This window comes from Sporosarcina sp. P12(2017) (genome assembly GCF_002743035.1).
Lineage (GTDB): Bacteria > Bacillota > Bacilli > Bacillales_A > Planococcaceae > Sporosarcina > Sporosarcina ureae.
Genome location: NZ_PDYL01000015.1, coordinates 74354 through 93053 on the forward strand (window position 1 = coordinate 74354; position 18700 = coordinate 93053).

Sequence of the window (18700 nt, forward strand, 5' to 3'; positions counted from 1 at the left end):
AATACATCATTTAAAGGAATTAAGAGTCTTTTTTAAAGAAAGACTTTTTTTGTTATAATGAGTAGAGTTATTCACCAACCTATTGGAGGAAATCACATGAATACGAAAGAATTATTATCTGTACTACCTGTAAAGACTATAAAAGGAACATTGCCAGAACATGTGACAGACGTGGCAGTAGATTCACGAGCCGTTCAAGATGGTGGAGTATTTGTCTGCCTAAAAGGTTATACAGTGAACGGCCATCAATTTGTCAAGAATGCATTGTTGAGTGGTGCACGTGTCATAATCGCATCAGAGCCGATCATGATAGATGAAGAGCGCACAGCGGTGGTCTATGTTGAAAACACTTCAAAAGCGATAGAGTTACTGGCGTCTAAGTACTATCAGTATCCTTCAAAGCGTATGAAAATGATCGGTGTAACCGGAACGAATGGAAAAACGAGTGTCGGCAATATCATTCATGACATGCTACGCCAGACTGAAGAAAAGGCAGCTGTTTCAGGCACGATTGGTTTTAAATTAAATGATATTCTGTATGAAACGGAAAATACAACGACTGATGTTTTGACTACCCAGCAAATGATTGCGCAAGCTGCAAATGAAGGCTGCGAATCGATGATCATGGAAGTTTCTTCACACGGTTTAGTTGAAGGCCGACTGGCAGGAACAGAATTTGATATTGCGATTTTCACTAACTTAACGCATGATCATTTGGATTACCATAAAACAATGGAGAACTACAGTACAGCGAAAGGCTTATTGTTTGCACAATTGGGTCAGCAGCTTGATCAGAATAAGTTTGCGATCATTAATGCGGATGATCCGTGGAGCAGTAAAATGATCGAAATGACTTCGTTCCCCATATTTACATACGGAATCCATGTGAAGTCTTCATTCCAAGCAACAGCGATCGAAATGCAGTCGAACTACACGAGATTTCAATTGCAGGCACCGGATGGAACATTCACCGTCACGATGCCGTTGATCGGTGAGTTTAACGTCTATAATTCATTGGCAGCAATTGCAGCCTTATATGCCAAAGGAATGGCGACAGAAGATATTTTACCGCTGATAGCGAATGTATCGACAGTGAAAGGTCGTCTTGAAAAAGTGGAAACATCATTACCACTGACGATTTTCATTGATTATGCACATTCACCGGATGCAATTGAAAAAGCCATTGCTACAGTACAACCTTTAAAAAAGGAAGGCAACCGCCTACTATTCCTAATAGGAACGGGTGGCAATCGTGATCGTCTGAAGCGTCCAATCATGGGAGAAAAAGCAGCAGAAGCAGATTATGTCGTCTTTACGACAGATGACCCACGGGATGAGCCGTATGAGTCGATCATATCGGAACTTAGTGCCACGATGCCGCATAATCAGTATGCATGTATAGGAGATAGAGAAGAAGCTGTCCGTCATACTATTGAGCAAGCGAATGCAGGAGATATCATTATATTTGCCGGAAAAGGCCATGAAGATTTTCAAATTATCGGCAATACGAAATATGCGCATTCAGATGCAAACATTGCACTTGAGGAAGCAACTAAAAAGTTTGGCGATACAACGATCAATAAATGAAGTGTAGTTTGAATTTGAGAGTCTATAGTTTTTTAGTCAATTCAATGAAAATCATTGAAATGCATCCCTATTCTCTCTATGATAGAAAACGTAAGCAAAAGGAGAGTACGATTGATGCAAAAGAATAAACATGATGAAATTACATCGCGACGAACATTTGCGATTATTTCTCACCCGGATGCCGGTAAAACGACAATTACTGAAAAGTTACTATATTTTGGCGGAGCGATTCGCGATGCTGGAACAGTTAAAGGAAAGAAATCAGGGAAATTCGCTACGTCTGACTGGATGGAAATTGAAAAACAACGTGGAATATCGGTAACTTCCTCCGTTTTACAATTTGACTATGCAGGCAAACGTGTCAATATTTTGGATACACCAGGACACGAAGACTTCAGTGAAGATACGTATAGAACATTAATGGCGGTGGATGCTGCCGTCATGATGGTTGATTCAGCAAAAGGAATCGAGCCACAGACGATTAAATTGTTCAAAGTATGTAAAATGCGAGGAATTCCGATCTTTACATTCATCAATAAAATGGACCGACAAGGTAAAGAACCATTGGAGCTAATGGAAGAATTAGAAGAAGTGTTAGAAATCCAATCGTACGCAATGAATTGGCCGATCGGTATGGGAAAAGAATTCCTAGGTATTTATGATCGTTTCAATAAGCGTATAGAGTTAGCGCGTCCGAATGCAGATGAGGATCGTTTTCTTCCAATCGACGGTGAGGGAGAGCTTGCAGTAGAACACTCCATGAAAGAGACTTCTTATTATAAGCAAGCGCTAGAAGATGTCATGCTATTGAATGAAGCTGGAAACGACTTCGATGAAGATCGTATCGCAAAAGGTGAGTTAACACCTGTATTCTTCGGTAGTGCACTAACTAATTTTGGCGTTCAGACATTTCTAGAAACGTTTTTACAGTTCGCACCTGAACCCCAACCTAGGTTAACGAAAGATGCAGAATATGTAGATCCAGAGTCTGACGTTTTTTCAGGCTTCATTTTCAAAATTCAGGCTAACATGAATCCTGCACATCGTGATCGTATTGCATTTGTCCGAATTGTCTCAGGTGAGTTCGAACGTGGCATGACTGTAACGGTTCCACGGCTTTCGAAGAACTTTAAGTTAACTCAAACTACACAATTCCTGGCAGATGATCGTGAAACTGTCAATCAGGCAGTAGCTGGCGATATCATTGGGTTATATGACACGGGTAACTATCAAATTGGTGATACGGTCATCAGTGGTAAGGCAAACTTCCAATTTGAAGCACTTCCACAATTTACTCCAGAGTTATTCGTTAGAGTAAATGCCAAAAACGTAATGAAATCTAAACAGTTCCACAAAGGGATCTTACAGCTTGTGCAAGAAGGTGCTATTCAATATTACAAAACATTGCATACGGAAGAAGTCATTCTCGGTGCAGTGGGTCAACTTCAATTCGAAGTTTTCGAACACCGTATGAGAGCGGAATACCATGTAGAAGTCCAGATGGAAACAATGGGGTCGAAAGTAGCACGTTGGATTGAAAACGAAGAGGATGTAAAAGAGTCTATGGCAGGACAACGTGCATTACTCGTAAAAGATCGATACGAGCGCAAAGTTTTCTTGTTTGAAAATAATTTTGCGATGCGCTGGTTCCAGGATAAATTCCCGGATATCAAGTTGTATAATCAATTATAAATCATATAACATACGGCCCGGTCGGATTAATGGTAATCCGTCCGGGTTATTTGTTCAAAATGTGAATGAACTCTGTGCTGATTCATTATTATTCGAGCAAATCATGGTGAAAATACTCTATTCAGGTGGTATGGTGGAAAGATGAAAAGTCTTCCCTAGTTGGAGTGCTGAGAAAAGAGAGGAATAGATAAATGAAGATTAGTAGCTTTTCGGTCAAACGACCTGTTTTTACGTTAGTCACTATGTTTCTCGTCATTATTTTAGGTGCAGTATCCTTCTTTAAAATTCCCGTTACACTGATTCCAGACTTAAATCCACCTGTAGCGGTAGTTGTCACGAATTATCCGGGTGCTTCACCAACAGAAGTGAGCGAGAAAATCACCAAGCCGTTGGAAGAAAGTTTATCGACAGCTCCTGGCTTAAAGTCGATGCAGTCTTCTTCTCAAGAAGGAGCTAACTTAGTATTCCTACAGTTTGATTGGGATTCTTCGATTGACGATGTCCAAATGGATATCCTCCAACGGATTGATCAAGTAGAAGTGCCCGATGGTGCTAATAAACCACGTTTCATGAAGTTTGATCCATCTCAATTCCCGGTCATCCAACTATCTTTACGCTCCGTCGATGAAGATACAAATATACGGAAGATTGCAGAAGAGTTGGAGAAAGAATTACGCCGTATTGACGGTGTAGCTAGTGTGAACGTGTCAGGTAAAATCATTGAAGACGTCCAGGTTATTTTAGATCCTGATAAATTAAAAGAATTTGGTTTAGCGCAATCAGATGTCGTCCAGGCAATCCAAGCTAGTAATGTATCTATGCCAGGTGATCCGATTGACACGAGTGATGGAAGAAAGTTAACTACAAGAATCTTAAGTACAGTTCAAAATATCTCAGATGTACGAAGTATTCAAATAGGTGCCAATCCGCAGACAGGTGACAAAATCAAAGTCTCTGACGTGGCGGATGTAGCATTGTTGGAGCCGAAACTACAAACAGAAACACGAGCCAATGATGAGCAGGCCGTATTATTGTCCGTACTTCAAGAGTCAGGAGCAAATACTGCAACTGTCTCTAAAGAGTTTAAAAAGTCATTGGATAAGTTATTGGAGAAAGATGCATACAAGGATGTTGAATCGGATGTTATTTTTGACCAAGGGGATTATGTACAGCTGGCTATCGGCAATATCGGTCAATCATTAATTCTCGGTGGCTTGTTCGCGATGCTCGTATTATTTGTCTTCTTACGTGGAATTAAAAGTCCAATCATCATTGGAGTAGCGATTCCGTATTCGGTTATTGTGACATTTGTTCTTATGTATTTCGCAGACTTCTCATTAAATATCATGACACTCGGTGCACTTGCACTAGGTATTGGTATGTTAGTCGATAATGCGATTGTCGTTATCGAGAATATTGAGCGACATTTAGCCATGGGGAAAACGCCAACTGAAGCAGCAAAAGATGGATCGAAGGAAGTGGGCGGAGCTATAACTGCGTCTACGTTAACTACTCTAGCTGTATTTGTACCAGTAATCTTCATCACGGGTATTATTGGTCAAATCTTCACAGAGTTCGCGTTAACGATTTCATTCAGTTTATTTGCATCGTTAGTCGTTGCATTGACTGTCGTGCCAATGCTGGCAAGTCGTTTGTTGCAGACGCCTACTGAAGAAACACTTGAGAAAAAGAATCGTGTAAAGAAAAATCAGAGATTCGAAAAGTCCATCAAGTGGGCATTAGGGCATCGTTTACTCGTGTTACTATTAACAACTGCTTTACTTGCAGGAAGCGTATTCGGCATTCTAAAAGTAGGAACGGAATTCCTGCCTGCTACGGATGAAGGAGCTTTCAGTATTAATGTTAAGCTACCAAATGGTGCTTCACTTGATGCGACAGATGACGTAGTTGAACGAATTGAAGAAGAAATGAAAAAGCAAGACGACGTGGAAGTGTACGTCAGTTTAGTCGGTGGAACGCAGCAAAGTATGGCGCAAGGCGGATCAGAGAGTAATATGGCAGAAGTGTATGTGAAACTTATACCACTCGACGATCGCGACCGCTCTGTCTTTGAATTTGTAGACAAAGTACAGCCAATTGTAGAGGACGAAGTTGGGGATGACGCAGAAATCAGTTTCAACTTGCAGACCGCTGCCGGTTCGAGTCCGAACACATTAACATTCTCCCTAAATGACACAAATGAAGAACGTTTAGGAAAAGCTGTATCAAAGCTAGATAAGAAGTTACGCGAGATGGATTCCGTGACTGATGTTGAGAATGATTTAGTAGATACTGTAGAGGAAATAAAAATTGAAGTAGATCGGGAAAAAGCTTCAGATGTCGGATTGGCTCCCTATCAAATAGCACAAACAGTTAGTGACGTTACGCGAGGGGTCTTTGCTTCACAAATCGTCTTTGAGAAAACAGGCGAAGTAGTCGGAGTGAACGTAGGGTACGATGAGCGTTTCCGCAATAGTATAGATAAATTAAAAGAATTGGAATTAAAAACACCGCTGGATACATTTGTTAAGTTGAAGGATATAGCGGATGTGGAAATCGCAGAAGGTCCTGCAGCAATTGTGCGTGTGGACCAAGCACATTCGATTGCATTTACAGTGAAATATCTATCTGGTGAATCATTAGGTGATATGACGAAAAAGGTAAATGATATTGTAGAGGATCTGGACCTACCAAGTGAAGTAGAACTATCATACGGCGGAGATCGCGAACTATTTGAAAGTGCGATTAACGATATGCTATTGGCGATTGTACTGGCAGTGGTATTAGTATATATCGTAATGGCTGCACAGTTCGAATCATTCAAATATCCATTCGTTATCATGTTCTCTGTACCACTCATGCTAATCGGTGTTTCACTTGCGTTATTCTTTACGAATACACCAGTCAGTGTAACGGCAGTCATTGGTCTCCTCATATTAGTGGGAATTGTCGTGAACAACGGGATTGTATTGGTTGATTATATTAATCAACGTAAAGAAGCAGGACTCAGCTCGTACGATGCGATTCTATCATCTGTACGCGACCGTGTCCGCCCCATCTTAATGACAGCTCTCACAACTATTTTGGGCTTACTACCGTTAGCGCTAGGACTCGGTGAAGGTTCTGAGTTAAACCAGCCGATGGGGATTGCAGTAATTGGTGGATTGATCAGTTCTACATTCTTGACGTTGTATATTGTTCCGATCATATACAGTTTGTTGGATCGGGAAACACGCAAAGGCATGAATACGCCAAAAAAAGCACAGCCGATAACGGGACAACAACCCGTCACGGTAACTGAAACTGTCACCGTGACAGTAACGGAAACCGTAACTGTAAGAGAATCCAAGTAATTCATACTGCCGGCAGATGGAATTTTCCATTTGCCGGCTTTTTAAAATGATGTTGAATAATTTGTGCAAAAGAATAGTATAGTAGTACTAGTAAAGTACACGATAGGGAGTCGCTTAACAATGCGCTTGTTTTTACATCGTCAACTATCTGCACTTTTAATTTAATAGCTTTATAGGCATCACCTAAATCATTTGCAAATCAAAGTTATCATGTTATAATACTTTAAAAGTATCCGATATCTTAATAACTTTTGACGCAATGTCAAAGGGGAGTAGCTATAGGGAAACCTATTTCATAATCGTCAATACGTGACTGCCTCAACGGTCATCGGTTATGATAGCTGGATTTTGAACGTGAAATTCCGACTTAGCGAGACCTTTGCCTAATTATTAGGTGAGGGTCTTTTTATTTTGTGAAAAACAAGGAGGAATTATGTTGGATCCGATTTTATTAGAATATGCATGGGTACTCTTAGTATTAATCGTACTTGAGGGCCTATTAGCAACAGACAACGCAGTAGTGATGGCAGTAATGGTAAAACACTTACCGAAACTCCAACAAAAGAAAGCACTATTTTATGGTTTACTAGGGGCATTCGTCTTCAGATTTACTGCACTATTTATGATTACGTTTTTAGTGAAGTTCTGGGAGATACAAGCCATCGGTGCCATTTATTTATTGTTTATATCCGGTAAGAATATATACGATAAAATTACCCATAAGCCGGAAGGGCATCCAAATAAAAAGCCTAAAAAACAATCAGGTTTCTGGATGACCGTGTTGAAAGTGGAACTTGCAGATATTGCGTTCGCATTGGACTCCATGCTTGCAGCTGTTGCGCTTGCGGTAACGTTGCCTGAGTTAGGTAACTTCCAAGTCGGTGGCATTAACGGTGGGCAGTTCTTTGTCATGTTGTTAGGTGGTATAATTGGTTTAGTCATGATCCGTTTTGCAGCGAAACAATTTGTTGTTATGCTTGAAAAGTATCCAACATTGGAAACGGCAGCATTCTTAATTGTAGGATGGGTAGGTGTAAAGCTAGCTGTGTTAACTCTTGCACATCCTGCACTGCTAATCATTCCAGAAACATTCCCGCACTCTACAATGTGGAAAACGACATTCTGGGTTGTGTTATTAATCTTGGCAATAGGTGGATATCTACTGGCCGTTGCAAAATCTAAAGTGAAAGCTAACAGATAATACGAAAACAGTCTCTTCTTAGTAAGAAGGAGAGACTGCTTTTTTTGCTTCTATAGTTTAGATTAGTGTAAAGAGTGTAAAGTTCTATGTATAGCTATCTTTTCATCATGGGATTTGATAAAGTAGGAAAATGAAGTTTCCGTTATGAAAGGAATTTGAAAAAGATGAGGCTTTCCAGGGAAGTTTTTCATAAGTTTACTCCAGCACAGATTATCGCCTTCTACTACTTTTTAGCAATTGCATCCTCTTTTCTCTTGTTGAATTTGCCGGGTGTATATAAACCGGGTGTGAAAGTGGCCTTTATAGATAGTTTGTTTACCGCTGTGAGCGCTGTGAGCGTAACGGGATTGTCACCTATTAGTATCGGGGAAACGTACTCTGTATTCGGCCTTTGCATGATTATGCTCGTGCTTCAGCTCGGTGGTATCGGCATCATGTCATTAGGTACTTTTTTCTGGCTACTTGTAAAGAAGAAAATCGGCATGAGAGAGCGGCAACTGATAATGATTGACACGAATCAGTACACATTACAAGGTGTCGTTCAATTAATTCGTCAAATCATTCAACTGATCGTTGCCATTGAGATTATTGGTGGCGGTATTTTAACATTATATATTTATCGTTTTTATAATTCATTTAGTGAAGCGTTGTTGAACGGTATGTTCATGGCGGTGTCTGCCACTACGAATGCGGGTTTTGACATTACCGGTTCATCGATGATGCCTTATCATGATGATTATTTCGTGCAACTTATGTTGATGATATTAATTATTTTAGGTGCTATTGGATTTCCAGTACTAATTGAAGTGAAGAGCTTCTTTTCAAAAAAAGTACCGCATTTTCGCTTTTCGCTTTTTACTAAGATTACGACGGCGACATTTGGTGTTCTGCTACTTGTAGGTACATTAACTATTTGGTTGTTAGAATCATTCAATTCATTTAAAGGAATGAGCTGGCATCAGCAATTTTTTACGGCATTATTCCATTCAGTTTCTGCACGCTCTGCAGGTCTTGTGACGTATGACGTGACGCAATTTAGTGAAGCGACAGATATCTTTGTTAGTGCGCTTATGTTCATTGGTGCTTCGCCAAGTTCGGTAGGCGGGGGGATCCGTACGACGACATTTGCCATTGCGTTATTATTTCTCATTAACTTTGCAAGAGGAAATGACGTCATACACATTTTTAAACGCCAAATTAAGTTGATCGACGTATTCCGTTCGTATGCAGTTATTCTCGTTGCGTGTTTTATGGTGTTGGCGGCGTTACTGTTACTGTTACTTACCGAGCCTGGTATACCTGTTATTCCATTGCTATTTGAAATCACATCAGCCTTCGGAACGTGTGGTATGTCACTCGGTATTACAAGCGATTTATCGGTGTTCGGTAAGTTGATTATTATGGTACTAATGTTCATCGGACGAGTAGGGTTGATATCGTTTATTTATACGATCGGTGGCAAATCGAATAAAACACCGTATCATTATCCAAAAGAGCGTGTTATTATTGGTTAATTTAAAATAAAAACCGCAGCAAGCGAATTTTCGCGTGCTGCGGTTTTATTATGGAGAGACGGTTTCCAGTACTTGTTCGGACAAATGATAGTGCTGTGCTATTTCACCTGGTATGTATTGGACAATAAGATACCCAAGGTCTTTTATCACAGAAAGATCTTCTTTCAATTGAGCTGAGGTCTTTGTAACGAAAACTTGCTTCCGAATCGTTCGTTCCGTATAACCAATTGACTCAAACGTATCTCCGAGCAAATGTGGAGAACGTAAAAGTGTCTGATAAACCTCTTTTAGCTCTTCTTCTGGTACTACAGTATTCCACCAAATCTTTCTAGGTAAAAACTTTTGGTGAAGTAAATAGTCCATCTTCAATAGACTTACTGCTATAGACGTATCGATTTTTAATATGTCTTCTAGGAAGCATTCCAAGCGGGTGAACAAGTCTTCGAACTGATGACCGATTCGTGACCAGCCTTGCTTTTCCCAAAACGCTCCGAATAATTGGAAAAAGTCAAATGGTGTATCGACTAATTCCGTTACGATATACTCCATAGAGTGTATAAATCGACCCGAATTCCAATATTTCTCGAGAATGTCTTCTGTTTGTTTGATCCTCAGCATATCATCAAAGGACAGGACGTTGTTTGATACAATTTCATAAGGAGCGGTGTCGATGTAACGATACCCATATTGCTCTGCTTGGATACGTAAACCAGTTCCGCGCAGAAGCTTCAAAAAACCTAGTTGTAATTCTTCAGGTCGTAAAGCAAACACTTCATTAAATGTGTCACGGAAAGATGCGTAATCTTCTTCAGGTAGTCCGGCAATTAAATCAAGATGCTGATCAATTTTCCCGCCTTCTTTCACCATCGTGACTGTGCGAGATAATTTAGTGAAATTTTGTCTTCTCTTAACTAGCTCATTTGTTAGATCGTTTGTAGATTGAACTCCAATTTCAAATCTGAATAGGCCTTTTGGCGCGTTATCGTTTAAAAACTGAATCACTTCTGGTCGCATGATATCGCCAGTGATCTCAAATTGAAATACGGTGCCAGGCAGATGTTCATCTATAAGAAACTGGAACATCTCCATTGCATAACTTCTACTAATATTGAAAGTACGATCGACAAATTTAATTGTTTTAGCACCATGCTGCATCAAGTAGCGAATGTCTTCTTTTATTGCTTCTCGATTGAAGTATCGAACGCCGACTTCGATTGAAGAAAGGCAGAATTGACAAGAGAAGGGACAGCCGCGGCTTGTCTCAATATACATCACACGATTTGAGAGATGTGTAATATCCTCTGGAAAACGAAAAGGGGAAGGTAGTTCACGAAGATCCAATTTAGGACCTGGAGCTGTGATCTTCAACTTTCCATCTGAACGATATGCAATGCCTTGTACGGAAGAAAGATCTGCTTGTCCATCTACTGCTTGGAGTATATCTTTAAAGGTTTTTTCGCCTTCACCTATCGCGATAATATCGATTTCCGGCACTCTTTTTAACCACTGGTCATAGTCATATGTCACTTCAGGCCCACCACAGACTATAACGGTTTTAGGACTAGTTAGCTTTAGCAGACGAATTACCTTTATAGTTTCTTCTATATTCCAAATATATACGCTGAAGCCAACGACGTCTGGCGAATGTTGATACAGCTCTGAGACGATAGAAAGTGTAGGGTCATGAATAGTGAATTCGGCCAGCTCACAATGAAATTCTGGTGCTGCAAAAGCCTTTATATAGCGTATTGCGATATTCGTGTGTATATATTTAGCATTTAATGTAGATAAGACAATATTCATAGTAAAACTCCTAATCTTAAGTTAAAATAAGTATTTGAAAAGATAAAATAGACTATAGTCCTATGTGAACAGGAGCGTCAGTATGGCATAATAAGAAGCATTCAGAATTTATTTCCAAAATTGAAAATGTGTTACAGGTCCATAATGGATAGGTGCAATTGAGTTAAGGGGGTACTGCTACAGTGTTGAAAACATTAAATATCAATCGTTATCTAGAAAGTTCACTTTTTAAAATCGTTTTAGATGAAGATGGCGATATACTTGATATGACAGAAGCTGTTAAATTACTAATGCCTAAAGACTTTATCCCACACCATATATCTGAAATATTTGATCAAAGTTTGTTGGAACAAATAAAGAAACGGTTGCTTCTGTTGAAAACAGAAACGATAGCCGATCAAAATGTATTGATTGGTCATCTAGAAGTGCCGAATAAAAAAAGTGAACCTTGTTATATTATATACCAGCAATATAGCGGTAGGGCGATTTTAACAATAAAAATTGGTGAACAAAGCTATAAATTGAATCAATTATATGAAAGTGCTTATTTAAAGGCGACTATGCCAATGGCGCTAGTGAATGAATCGGGGTATATTATTTCGACGAATGATTTATTCTTGGAAATATTTCCTGACCAAACTTCCAGTGAACTTATACATCTACAAGACCTTTTTTATTTAATGGTCCCAACCTCTCCATTTACGTTTGAAGAATATATCTTAAAAGCACTAACACAAGAATCTTCGACAGTGAAAATGTCTTACACATCTAAAGGAATACAGCGTTATCAAGATGTTAGTTTGACATTGGACTATAAAACACAAATGTTTATCTTACGAATTGTAGATATTACTGAACAGGAACGTCTATTTGAGCAACTAGCGCACTCCGACCAATTATGCACGACTGGGGAAATTGCCGCAAGCATTGCACATGAAGTACGTAATCCGATGACGACATTACAAGGGTTTCTCCAACTACTGGAACACGAAGTAACGGGTAACGCACAAATGTATGTAAAAGTTATTCAAGACGAAGTCAAACGCATGAACGAAATATTGAATGAAATGTTAGTTCTATCAAAACCGGCTGTAGATGAAATTACTATATTTTCGTTATCCGTTTTAGTAGAAGAAGTACTTATATTGCTTCGCCCTAAAGCATTGTTGGATCAAATTCACTTAGTGAATGAATTCAATGCTAAGGGATCTTTACTAATTCAAGCAAATCCAAACCGTGTTAAACAAGTATTTATAAATCTTCTTAAGAATGCAATGGAAGCTATGAAAGCAAATGATACATTGTCTATCATGATAAGTGAAGGGCATCAGCAAAATGTGGATATATTTATATCCGATACAGGAGCTGGAATGGGAGAAGAAATGCTTGAAACTATTTTCTTGCCATTTGTGACAGATAAACCAGGAGGAACTGGTTTAGGACTTCCATTTGTTAAGAAAACCGTTCAAGAACATGGAGGATCCATATCCGTTACTAGTGAAATTGGTAAAGGAACGGTTTTTCATTTATCATTTCCTTTAATTCCTGTAATAGTATAGTAATGACTAGAAGTTCAAATAGAAAAAGGCTGATCCAAAGGATCGGCCTTTTTCACATTGGCAACATTACTTGATGGTAGCTGCCATGTCTTTGAATTCTTCCATATGTTCGTTATCTTCTTTAGCGTAAATGGTTACGCGAATTAACTTGTCTTCCCGTTCAATGACATAGCCTGTGAAATAACCTTCTGTAGAATCTACTACTGCACCTTTAACAGACTTGATATCATCAGCTTGTGGAAGGTCTGTTTCATCTGTAATCTCGATAGGTGTTTCACCGTCACTAGAAGCCATCAATAACTCTCCCATATTTTCATAGAGTTCATCGAAAGTATACGATTCTTCATCTTTGGGCATAGTTTCGATTCGCATGAACATTTCACTGTCTTCTTCTAGATATAGACTGTCTCTGCCCGGTTCTTCACTTGTAAGTGTATATCCAGGGAGCACCATCATGGAGTAATCCTGTTCATCACTTGTTGTTTCTACAGCATCTTTCATTACATCTTCGCTTGCTTCTACTTCAGTATCTGTTTCGATTTCTGCTTCATTTTCGGAAGAAGTGTTTTCTTCTGCATTTGTTTCAGGAGCAGCAGGTTCTTCTATAGCATTACCTGTTGTATCTTTTTCTGGGTCCGCATCAGATGTTCCGCACGCTGCAAGCATGATAGAGGCGGTTAGTGAAGTGAAAATAATACGCCATTTGTTGTTCATTTGGTACCACTCCTTCATATACTATTCTATTTTATTGGACGGATCACAGCGAAGAAGGTTTCAATCTTGTGTACTGTTGTTTAAGATAATATAACGTTTATGGTTGATTACTGTTTTTTCCTGCATGACCGATTCATCGAAGTCTTCCATATACGTTAAGTCTACAATTACAGAGTTTTCGTTCACTTTTTCTACAATTCCTTGTAAGCCTTCTTTAAATTCAATAATATCACCAATTTCTGCAATCGTCATTCTAACCACCCTTTCTTCAATCATTATTATGCTAAGCAAAGAAATGAAACTGTACTTTTGGGAATTCCTTTATAGTTTGCCTTATAATCTCCAAAACGTAAAGTCTTATCTTAAAAAACATAGAAATATATTAGTATACATTTTGTCGAAAATTATCGATATTATTTCGGTTTAATAATAGTAAGTTGTTGGTATATTAAAGAGTAGCGTATTTACAGATGAAAGGTGTGCAAGTAGTGCATAATTGTAAACTTGAAATAGAACAAGTTAGAGAACAATTAATTCAAGCTGCAGAAAAATATGGTATGGACGCCGAAAATACCATTGAACTTAGTCGTAAATTGGATGTATTAATTAATGAATTCAATGATAAAAAAGAAATACAACTGCCTTGAATTTACGCAAAAATGAATGTTTAACTCATAATAAAAGTGGGAACACTATTAAAGAACACAGCAACATTCTCATTTCCCCCTTTTGTGGACCAATCTTGTATTGGTCCTCTTTTTTTGTTTAATTGTAAAAATATTTAAACTTCTGTACGATAGGATTAATCTTATATATTGAGGAGTGAAAATATGCAAAAAGAAAAGATTGCATTTATTGGAACAGGTGTCATGGGTTCGAGTATTGTCAAGCATTTGATTAACGCATCTTATGAGGTAACAGTATTCACTAGAACGAAATCAAAAGCTAAACAATTAGTAGGACAAGGAGCAAAATGGGCAAACAATGTCGCTGAAGCTATTGAACATGCTGACATTATTTTCACAATGATCGGTATGCCAACGGATGTGGAAGAAGTTTATTTATCCGATCAAGGTATATTGGCAAACGGTCATCCTTCTCAAATCGTAGTGGATATGACTACTTCTAGTCCAGAACTAGCTATTGTCATTGCAGAAAAAGCAGCTTCTTTACAAATGGATTCACTGGATGCGCCTGTATCAGGTGGGGATATTGGAGCTCGAAATGGCACGCTATCTATTATGTGTGGAGGTAAAAAAGAAGTATTTGAAAAGTTATTACCGATTTTATCTGTTTTTGGTAAACAAATTGTTTATCAAGGACAAGCGGGAGCCGGGCAACATGCTAAAATGTGCAATCAAATTACGGTTGCTGGAAATATGATAGGGGCATGCGAAGCGATTGCGTACGCTATGGAATCGGGTCTTGATCCGGATACGATGTTACAATCCGTCACTTCGGGTGCAGCAAATTCTTTTAGTTTGTCTGATCTTGGACCACGAATTATTACTGAGAATTATGAACCAGGATTTTATGTAAAACATTTTGTGAAGGATTTACATATTGCATTACAGGAAGCAGAAAGACTGAATCTTAAATTGCCAGGCTTACATCTTGCTTATGATATGTATGCAGATTTACTCTCAAAGGGTTATGGGGAAAAAGGAACACAAGTCCTGATTAAAAAGTATATAAAGTAAAATGTAAGAAATAATGTAATTTTCTTTATGTTTGTCGTGTGAAAATCCACAATGGCAAATCTGTTGTACAGTAAATTTAAAAGCATCTATTTGCGAATAATCCACGGAGTGTAAAATACGCATACTTACTCACTAATTGCACATGCTCTTTATTATAGTATGAGCGAAAAGGAGGGAGTTATGATGTGGGATATTTGGTTTTGGCCTATGGTGTTTGTATCCGCTATAATGCTTTGGATCGGTCTAGCTGGAGTCAGGAAAACGAGTCGTTCATTTCAGTTAAACGAAAAGAACAAAATACCCGATATTGCAGCTGAGCACCCATATGCAATGAACCCATTACTGTGGATCATCATTGTCGCTTCAGTTTTTATCATTTTCATCATTTTTTATTATTGGGCCTCTTTCTATTAAAGAAAGGGGTTTTTTGTTTTGTGAATCCGCTTTCTTTTAAGGTGAAAATTGGCTTTTTGTGGTATGATGGATTTGAAGCAGTGAACAGATTTTTAGGTAAATGTATTTAGATGAAGAATAGAAGGAGCGATCACCAATGGTTTCTATAAACAATAAAGATTTTCTTACTGCGCCCATCATAGATCAAATTATTTCTTCGGAAAAGGTTGCTCACGTGCAAATCGGAAATAACGCAGAGCATGCACTACTTGTTTTGACCAAGACTGGCTATTCTGCAATCCCTGTACTGGATAATCAGTATCATTTGAAAGGGCTCCTTGGGATTGGAATGATTACAGATTCTATTTTAGGTATGGAACGCATTGAATATGAGAGATTAGAAGATATAAAAGTAGATGAAATTATGGATACGAATCTACCGACGATTCGTGTGAAGGACCGTTTTCAACGCGCAGTAGATCTTTTAATTAATCATCCGTTTTTATGCGTCACTGAAGAAGATGGAACATTTGCCGGTATTATTACGCGACGTGTGATTATGAAAGAATTTAAAAAGTATATTTATAACGTTTAATAAACTTACTGTAATAGAGCAGTGAAGCAAGCGCTATAGTAAAATAGTAAAGGGCTCCGATATAGGAGCCTTTTTCTAATAGAAGGAGTTGAAATAGCTGTGCCCAAAGAAACTAATCGGCCCTTTGTTCTTGCTGCTGTTATGCTTGCTATGTTTGTAGGGGCAGTGGAAGCGACAATTGTTACTACTGCAATGCCGACGATCGCTTCTGAATTAGGTGGGTTTTCTCGGTATAGTTGGATATTCTCATCTTATTTATTAATGAGTACCGTGACGGTATTAATTTATGGAAAGCTAGCAGATTTATTTGGACGAAAGCCAATTTTTTTTATGGGCGTGACGATTTTTTTAATTGGTTCCATACTTTGTGGATTCGCTGTCTCAATGGAGCAGTTGATAGTCTATCGCCTCATACAAGGCTTGGGAGCAGGAGCTGTTATGCCAATTGCGACGACGATTATCGGTGATATTTATTCAACGGAAGAACGTGCGAAGATACAAGGATATTTGTCGAGTGTGTGGGGCGTATCGGCAGTTTCAGGTCCTGTAATCGGTGGATTGATTGTACAGTATGTGAGCTGGCAATACATATTTTGGGTAAACGTGCCGCTCGGACTACTGTCAATGGGTGTCATATATTTCTTTTTACATGAACCAAAAGAAACTCAAAAGGCTTCTGTCGATTACAAAGGTGCTTTTCTACTGACGTCTGCATTATCCACTCTCTTAATCTGGCTCGTAGAGGGAGGTCAAGGATTCGGACGATTTTCAACTATCGGTATAGTATTGATTATACTTTCTGGCATTTCATTTTGGCTATTTTTCAAACAAGAGAAACTGGCAAAAGATCCACTGATCTCATTTAGTATCTGGAAAAACCCCGTTATTTTATATGCGAATCTCGTATCGTTGACAACAGGAGTAATATTAATAGGAGTTTCCTCTTATTTACCTACTTACGTATCCGGAGTGATGGAACAACCAGCCATCATAGCAGGTTTCACATTAACTGCCATGTCGATTGGCTGGCCTCTAGCTTCCTCATTGGCGGGGCATTTACTCATACGTTTCGGCCCATTTCTCGTATCGTTTGCTGGCGGTGTGTCTCTTGTAATCGGCACGACGATGTTTGTCCTCATGACCTCAACACTAGGACCGGTATGGGCGGGGTGTTCAAGCTTCTTCATAGGTGTTGGAATGGGGCTGACCAATACATCTTTCATTGTTACGATTCAAGGGGCTGTACCGCGCGTACAAAGAGGCTCAGCTACTGCAGCGAATATGTTTATGAAGAATTTTGGCAATACAATTGGTGCTTCTGTGTTTGGAGCAATTTTGAACGGTGCACTCATTACCTATTTTACGAAAGAAAAATTGCCCTATACGATTGATCACGTGAATACATTGTTAACAAAAGACGGTCGCTCGATGATGACATCACAGGAGTTAGTCAGTTTACAAAGCGGTTTAGACAGCTCATTGCACTGGGTGTACATAACGATTGCTTTATTTGCAGTCATTAGCTTATTATTGATTTTACGAATTCCACGAGGGAAGGTGACAGATCATGTCAACCATTGAACTGGATATTATCAAAGCATTGGCTGAAGAGGGCAACATGCGTAAAGCATCAGAGCGCCTTCATTTGTCCCAGCCTGCTTTGTCACAACGCCTCCAGACGATTGAAAAAGAGTGGGGTATGCAGTTGTTCATCCGTTCACAAAAAGGCCTGGAACCGACGCCAGCAGGTGAACACGTCATCAGCTACGCGAGGGAATCATTGGCAAAGAAAGACGAGACGATGGAATTGATCGCCTCACTTGAAGATAAAGTACATGGAACATTGAAGATTGCTTGTGCCTCTATAATTGGTCAGACCTGGTTGCCTCAAGTATTGAAAGACTATGTAGCACTTTATCCAGATGCTAAGATTTCTTTGATGACGGGATGGAGTTCAGAAATCTCCAAAGCTTTGTATGAAGGGGAAGCGCATATCGGTATTGTTAGAGGGCAAACAGATTGGAAAAGTAATCGTGTCTACTTATTTCGGGATCAGTTGTATCTAGTGGATTCTGAAATCTCGACCATTGATGAATTAAAAGACACCAATCGCCACTTTATTCAATATAAAAGTGATTCAAACTATTATATGGAAATCCAGCGCTGGTGGAATAAGCATTTCAATCAAAATCCAAGTCGCCAAATCATAGTCGATCAGATTGAAATGTGTAAGCAGCTCGCGTTAAAAGGTATCGGCTATGCTATACTGCCTTCCATCACATTGTCAGGTGATGAGAAAGTCAATCTAATCCCGTTGTTGAATAGCGAGGAAGAGTTTGAGCTGACACGCGATACATGGCTAATCGGATATGGTTCTACATTTGAGTTGAAGCAAGTAAAGGCGTTTGTAGAGATCGTGCAGGAATATGCGGAGTTATTAAGGAAAGGTCAATAAAAACATACTAACATTAGTAGCACAAACCAAGGCCATGGTTTGTGCTACTATTTTTTATAGTAGAAGTGAAGAAAAGCCGACCAGCCTCTGGGACCATTTGTGAGTCCGTATATAAAACCGGCTAACTTCACGCC

The 18700-nt window shown here is 39.1% G+C and carries 15 protein-coding genes; 12 read left to right on the plus strand and 3 right to left on the minus strand.

All coding sequences use genetic code 11. The features are described from left to right. The first annotated feature begins 96 nt into the window (after nt 1-96). The 5 genes from CSV80_RS12840 to CSV80_RS12860 all read left to right on the plus strand — a co-directional run bounded on the left by CSV80_RS12840 (nt 97) and on the right by CSV80_RS12860 (nt 9347). On the plus strand, nt 97-1587 hold the full coding sequence (locus CSV80_RS12840; protein WP_099671587.1) for a UDP-N-acetylmuramoyl-L-alanyl-D-glutamate--2,6-diaminopimelate ligase: 1491 nt from the start codon (nt 97-99) through the stop codon (nt 1585-1587). Between the two features lie 114 nt (nt 1588-1701). Then, on the plus strand, nt 1702-3279 hold the full coding sequence (locus tag CSV80_RS12845; RefSeq protein WP_029052449.1) for a peptide chain release factor 3: 1578 nt from the start codon (nt 1702-1704) through the stop codon (nt 3277-3279). Between the two features lie 191 nt (nt 3280-3470). Beyond that, complete coding sequence (locus tag CSV80_RS12850; RefSeq protein ID WP_099671586.1) at nt 3471-6632, plus strand: efflux RND transporter permease subunit; 3162 nt, start codon at nt 3471-3473, stop codon at nt 6630-6632. A gap of 436 nt (nt 6633-7068) precedes the next feature. After that, the gene (locus tag CSV80_RS12855; RefSeq protein ID WP_099671607.1) at nt 7069-7833 is read left to right on the plus strand and encodes a TerC family protein; all 765 of its coding nucleotides are present in this window, start codon (nt 7069-7071) and stop codon (nt 7831-7833) included. Between the two features lie 164 nt (nt 7834-7997). Further along, nucleotides 7998-9347, plus strand: a complete 1350-nt coding sequence (locus CSV80_RS12860; protein WP_099671585.1) for a TrkH family potassium uptake protein — start codon at nt 7998-8000, stop codon at nt 9345-9347. A gap of 48 nt (nt 9348-9395) precedes the next feature. On the opposite strand, the gene CSV80_RS12865 is transcribed toward CSV80_RS12860, so the two are convergent. Next, complete coding sequence (locus CSV80_RS12865) at nt 9396-11150, minus strand: B12-binding domain-containing radical SAM protein (RefSeq protein WP_099671584.1); 1755 nt, start codon at nt 11148-11150, stop codon at nt 9396-9398. Between the two features lie 182 nt (nt 11151-11332). On the opposite strand from CSV80_RS12865, the gene CSV80_RS12870 reads away from it, so the two are divergent. After that, a complete protein-coding gene (locus CSV80_RS12870) occupies nt 11333-12709 on the plus strand; it encodes a two-component system sensor histidine kinase NtrB (protein WP_099671583.1) in 1377 nt (458 codons plus the stop codon). A gap of 66 nt (nt 12710-12775) precedes the next feature. On the opposite strand, the gene CSV80_RS12875 is transcribed toward CSV80_RS12870, so the two are convergent. Both CSV80_RS12875 and CSV80_RS12880 read right to left on the minus strand, forming a co-directional pair. Further along, entirely contained in the window at nt 12776-13423 is a 648-nt protein-coding gene (locus tag CSV80_RS12875; RefSeq protein WP_099671582.1) for a hypothetical protein, read from the minus strand. Between the two features lie 60 nt (nt 13424-13483). Then, nucleotides 13484-13675 (minus strand): YkvS family protein, encoded by a 192-nt coding sequence (locus CSV80_RS12880; RefSeq protein WP_099671581.1) that lies wholly within the window; start codon nt 13673-13675, stop codon nt 13484-13486. A gap of 218 nt (nt 13676-13893) precedes the next feature. On the opposite strand from CSV80_RS12880, the gene CSV80_RS12885 reads away from it, so the two are divergent. From CSV80_RS12885 to CSV80_RS12910, 6 genes are all read left to right on the plus strand, one after another. Further along, complete coding sequence (locus CSV80_RS12885) at nt 13894-14070, plus strand: aspartyl-phosphate phosphatase Spo0E family protein (protein ID WP_099671580.1); 177 nt, start codon at nt 13894-13896, stop codon at nt 14068-14070. A 183-nt stretch (nt 14071-14253) separates the two neighbouring features. Then, nucleotides 14254-15123, plus strand: a complete 870-nt coding sequence (locus CSV80_RS12890; protein ID WP_099671579.1) for an NAD(P)-dependent oxidoreductase — start codon at nt 14254-14256, stop codon at nt 15121-15123. A gap of 183 nt (nt 15124-15306) precedes the next feature. Further along, the gene (locus CSV80_RS12895) at nt 15307-15537 is read left to right on the plus strand and encodes a hypothetical protein (protein WP_099671578.1); all 231 of its coding nucleotides are present in this window, start codon (nt 15307-15309) and stop codon (nt 15535-15537) included. A gap of 136 nt (nt 15538-15673) precedes the next feature. After that, nucleotides 15674-16111, plus strand: coding sequence for a cyclic-di-AMP-binding protein CbpB (gene cbpB, locus CSV80_RS12900; RefSeq protein ID WP_029052441.1), 438 nt, complete (start codon nt 15674-15676; stop codon nt 16109-16111). A 141-nt stretch (nt 16112-16252) separates the two neighbouring features. Further along, nucleotides 16253-17692 carry an MDR family MFS transporter gene (locus tag CSV80_RS12905; RefSeq protein WP_199083999.1) on the plus strand — a complete coding sequence of 480 codons (1440 nt, stop codon included), beginning with the start codon at nt 16253-16255 and terminating at the stop codon, nt 17690-17692. Beyond that, on the plus strand, nt 17679-18566 hold the full coding sequence (locus tag CSV80_RS12910) for a transcriptional regulator CcpC (protein WP_029052439.1): 888 nt from the start codon (nt 17679-17681) through the stop codon (nt 18564-18566). Before CSV80_RS12905 ends, CSV80_RS12910 begins: the two co-directional genes overlap by 14 nt. Nucleotides 18567-18700 lie beyond the last annotated feature (134 nt).

What these genes read in the sequence shown, in the direction of transcription:
- CSV80_RS12845 (WP_029052449.1), top strand. Translation starts at nt 1,702, where the DNA reads ATGCAAAAGAATAAACATGATGAAATTACATCGCGACGAACATTTGCG.
- CSV80_RS12880 (WP_099671581.1), bottom strand. Translation starts at nt 13,675, where the DNA reads ATGACGATTGCAGAAATTGGTGATATTATTGAATTTAAAGAAGGCTTA.
- CSV80_RS12910 (WP_029052439.1), top strand. Translation starts at nt 17,679, where the DNA reads ATGTCAACCATTGAACTGGATATTATCAAAGCATTGGCTGAAGAGGGC.
- CSV80_RS12840 (WP_099671587.1), top strand. Translation starts at nt 97, where the DNA reads ATGAATACGAAAGAATTATTATCTGTACTACCTGTAAAGACTATAAAA.
- CSV80_RS12885 (WP_099671580.1), top strand. Translation starts at nt 13,894, where the DNA reads ATGAAAGGTGTGCAAGTAGTGCATAATTGTAAACTTGAAATAGAACAA.
- CSV80_RS12865 (WP_099671584.1), bottom strand. Translation starts at nt 11,150, where the DNA reads ATGAATATTGTCTTATCTACATTAAATGCTAAATATATACACACGAAT.
- CSV80_RS12875 (WP_099671582.1), bottom strand. Translation starts at nt 13,423, where the DNA reads ATGAACAACAAATGGCGTATTATTTTCACTTCACTAACCGCCTCTATC.
- CSV80_RS12905 (WP_199083999.1), top strand. Translation starts at nt 16,253, where the DNA reads ATGCTTGCTATGTTTGTAGGGGCAGTGGAAGCGACAATTGTTACTACT.
- CSV80_RS12850 (WP_099671586.1), top strand. Translation starts at nt 3,471, where the DNA reads ATGAAGATTAGTAGCTTTTCGGTCAAACGACCTGTTTTTACGTTAGTC.
- CSV80_RS12860 (WP_099671585.1), top strand. Translation starts at nt 7,998, where the DNA reads ATGAGGCTTTCCAGGGAAGTTTTTCATAAGTTTACTCCAGCACAGATT.
- cbpB (WP_029052441.1), top strand. Translation starts at nt 15,674, where the DNA reads ATGGTTTCTATAAACAATAAAGATTTTCTTACTGCGCCCATCATAGAT.
- CSV80_RS12895 (WP_099671578.1), top strand. Translation starts at nt 15,307, where the DNA reads ATGTGGGATATTTGGTTTTGGCCTATGGTGTTTGTATCCGCTATAATG.
- CSV80_RS12890 (WP_099671579.1), top strand. Translation starts at nt 14,254, where the DNA reads ATGCAAAAAGAAAAGATTGCATTTATTGGAACAGGTGTCATGGGTTCG.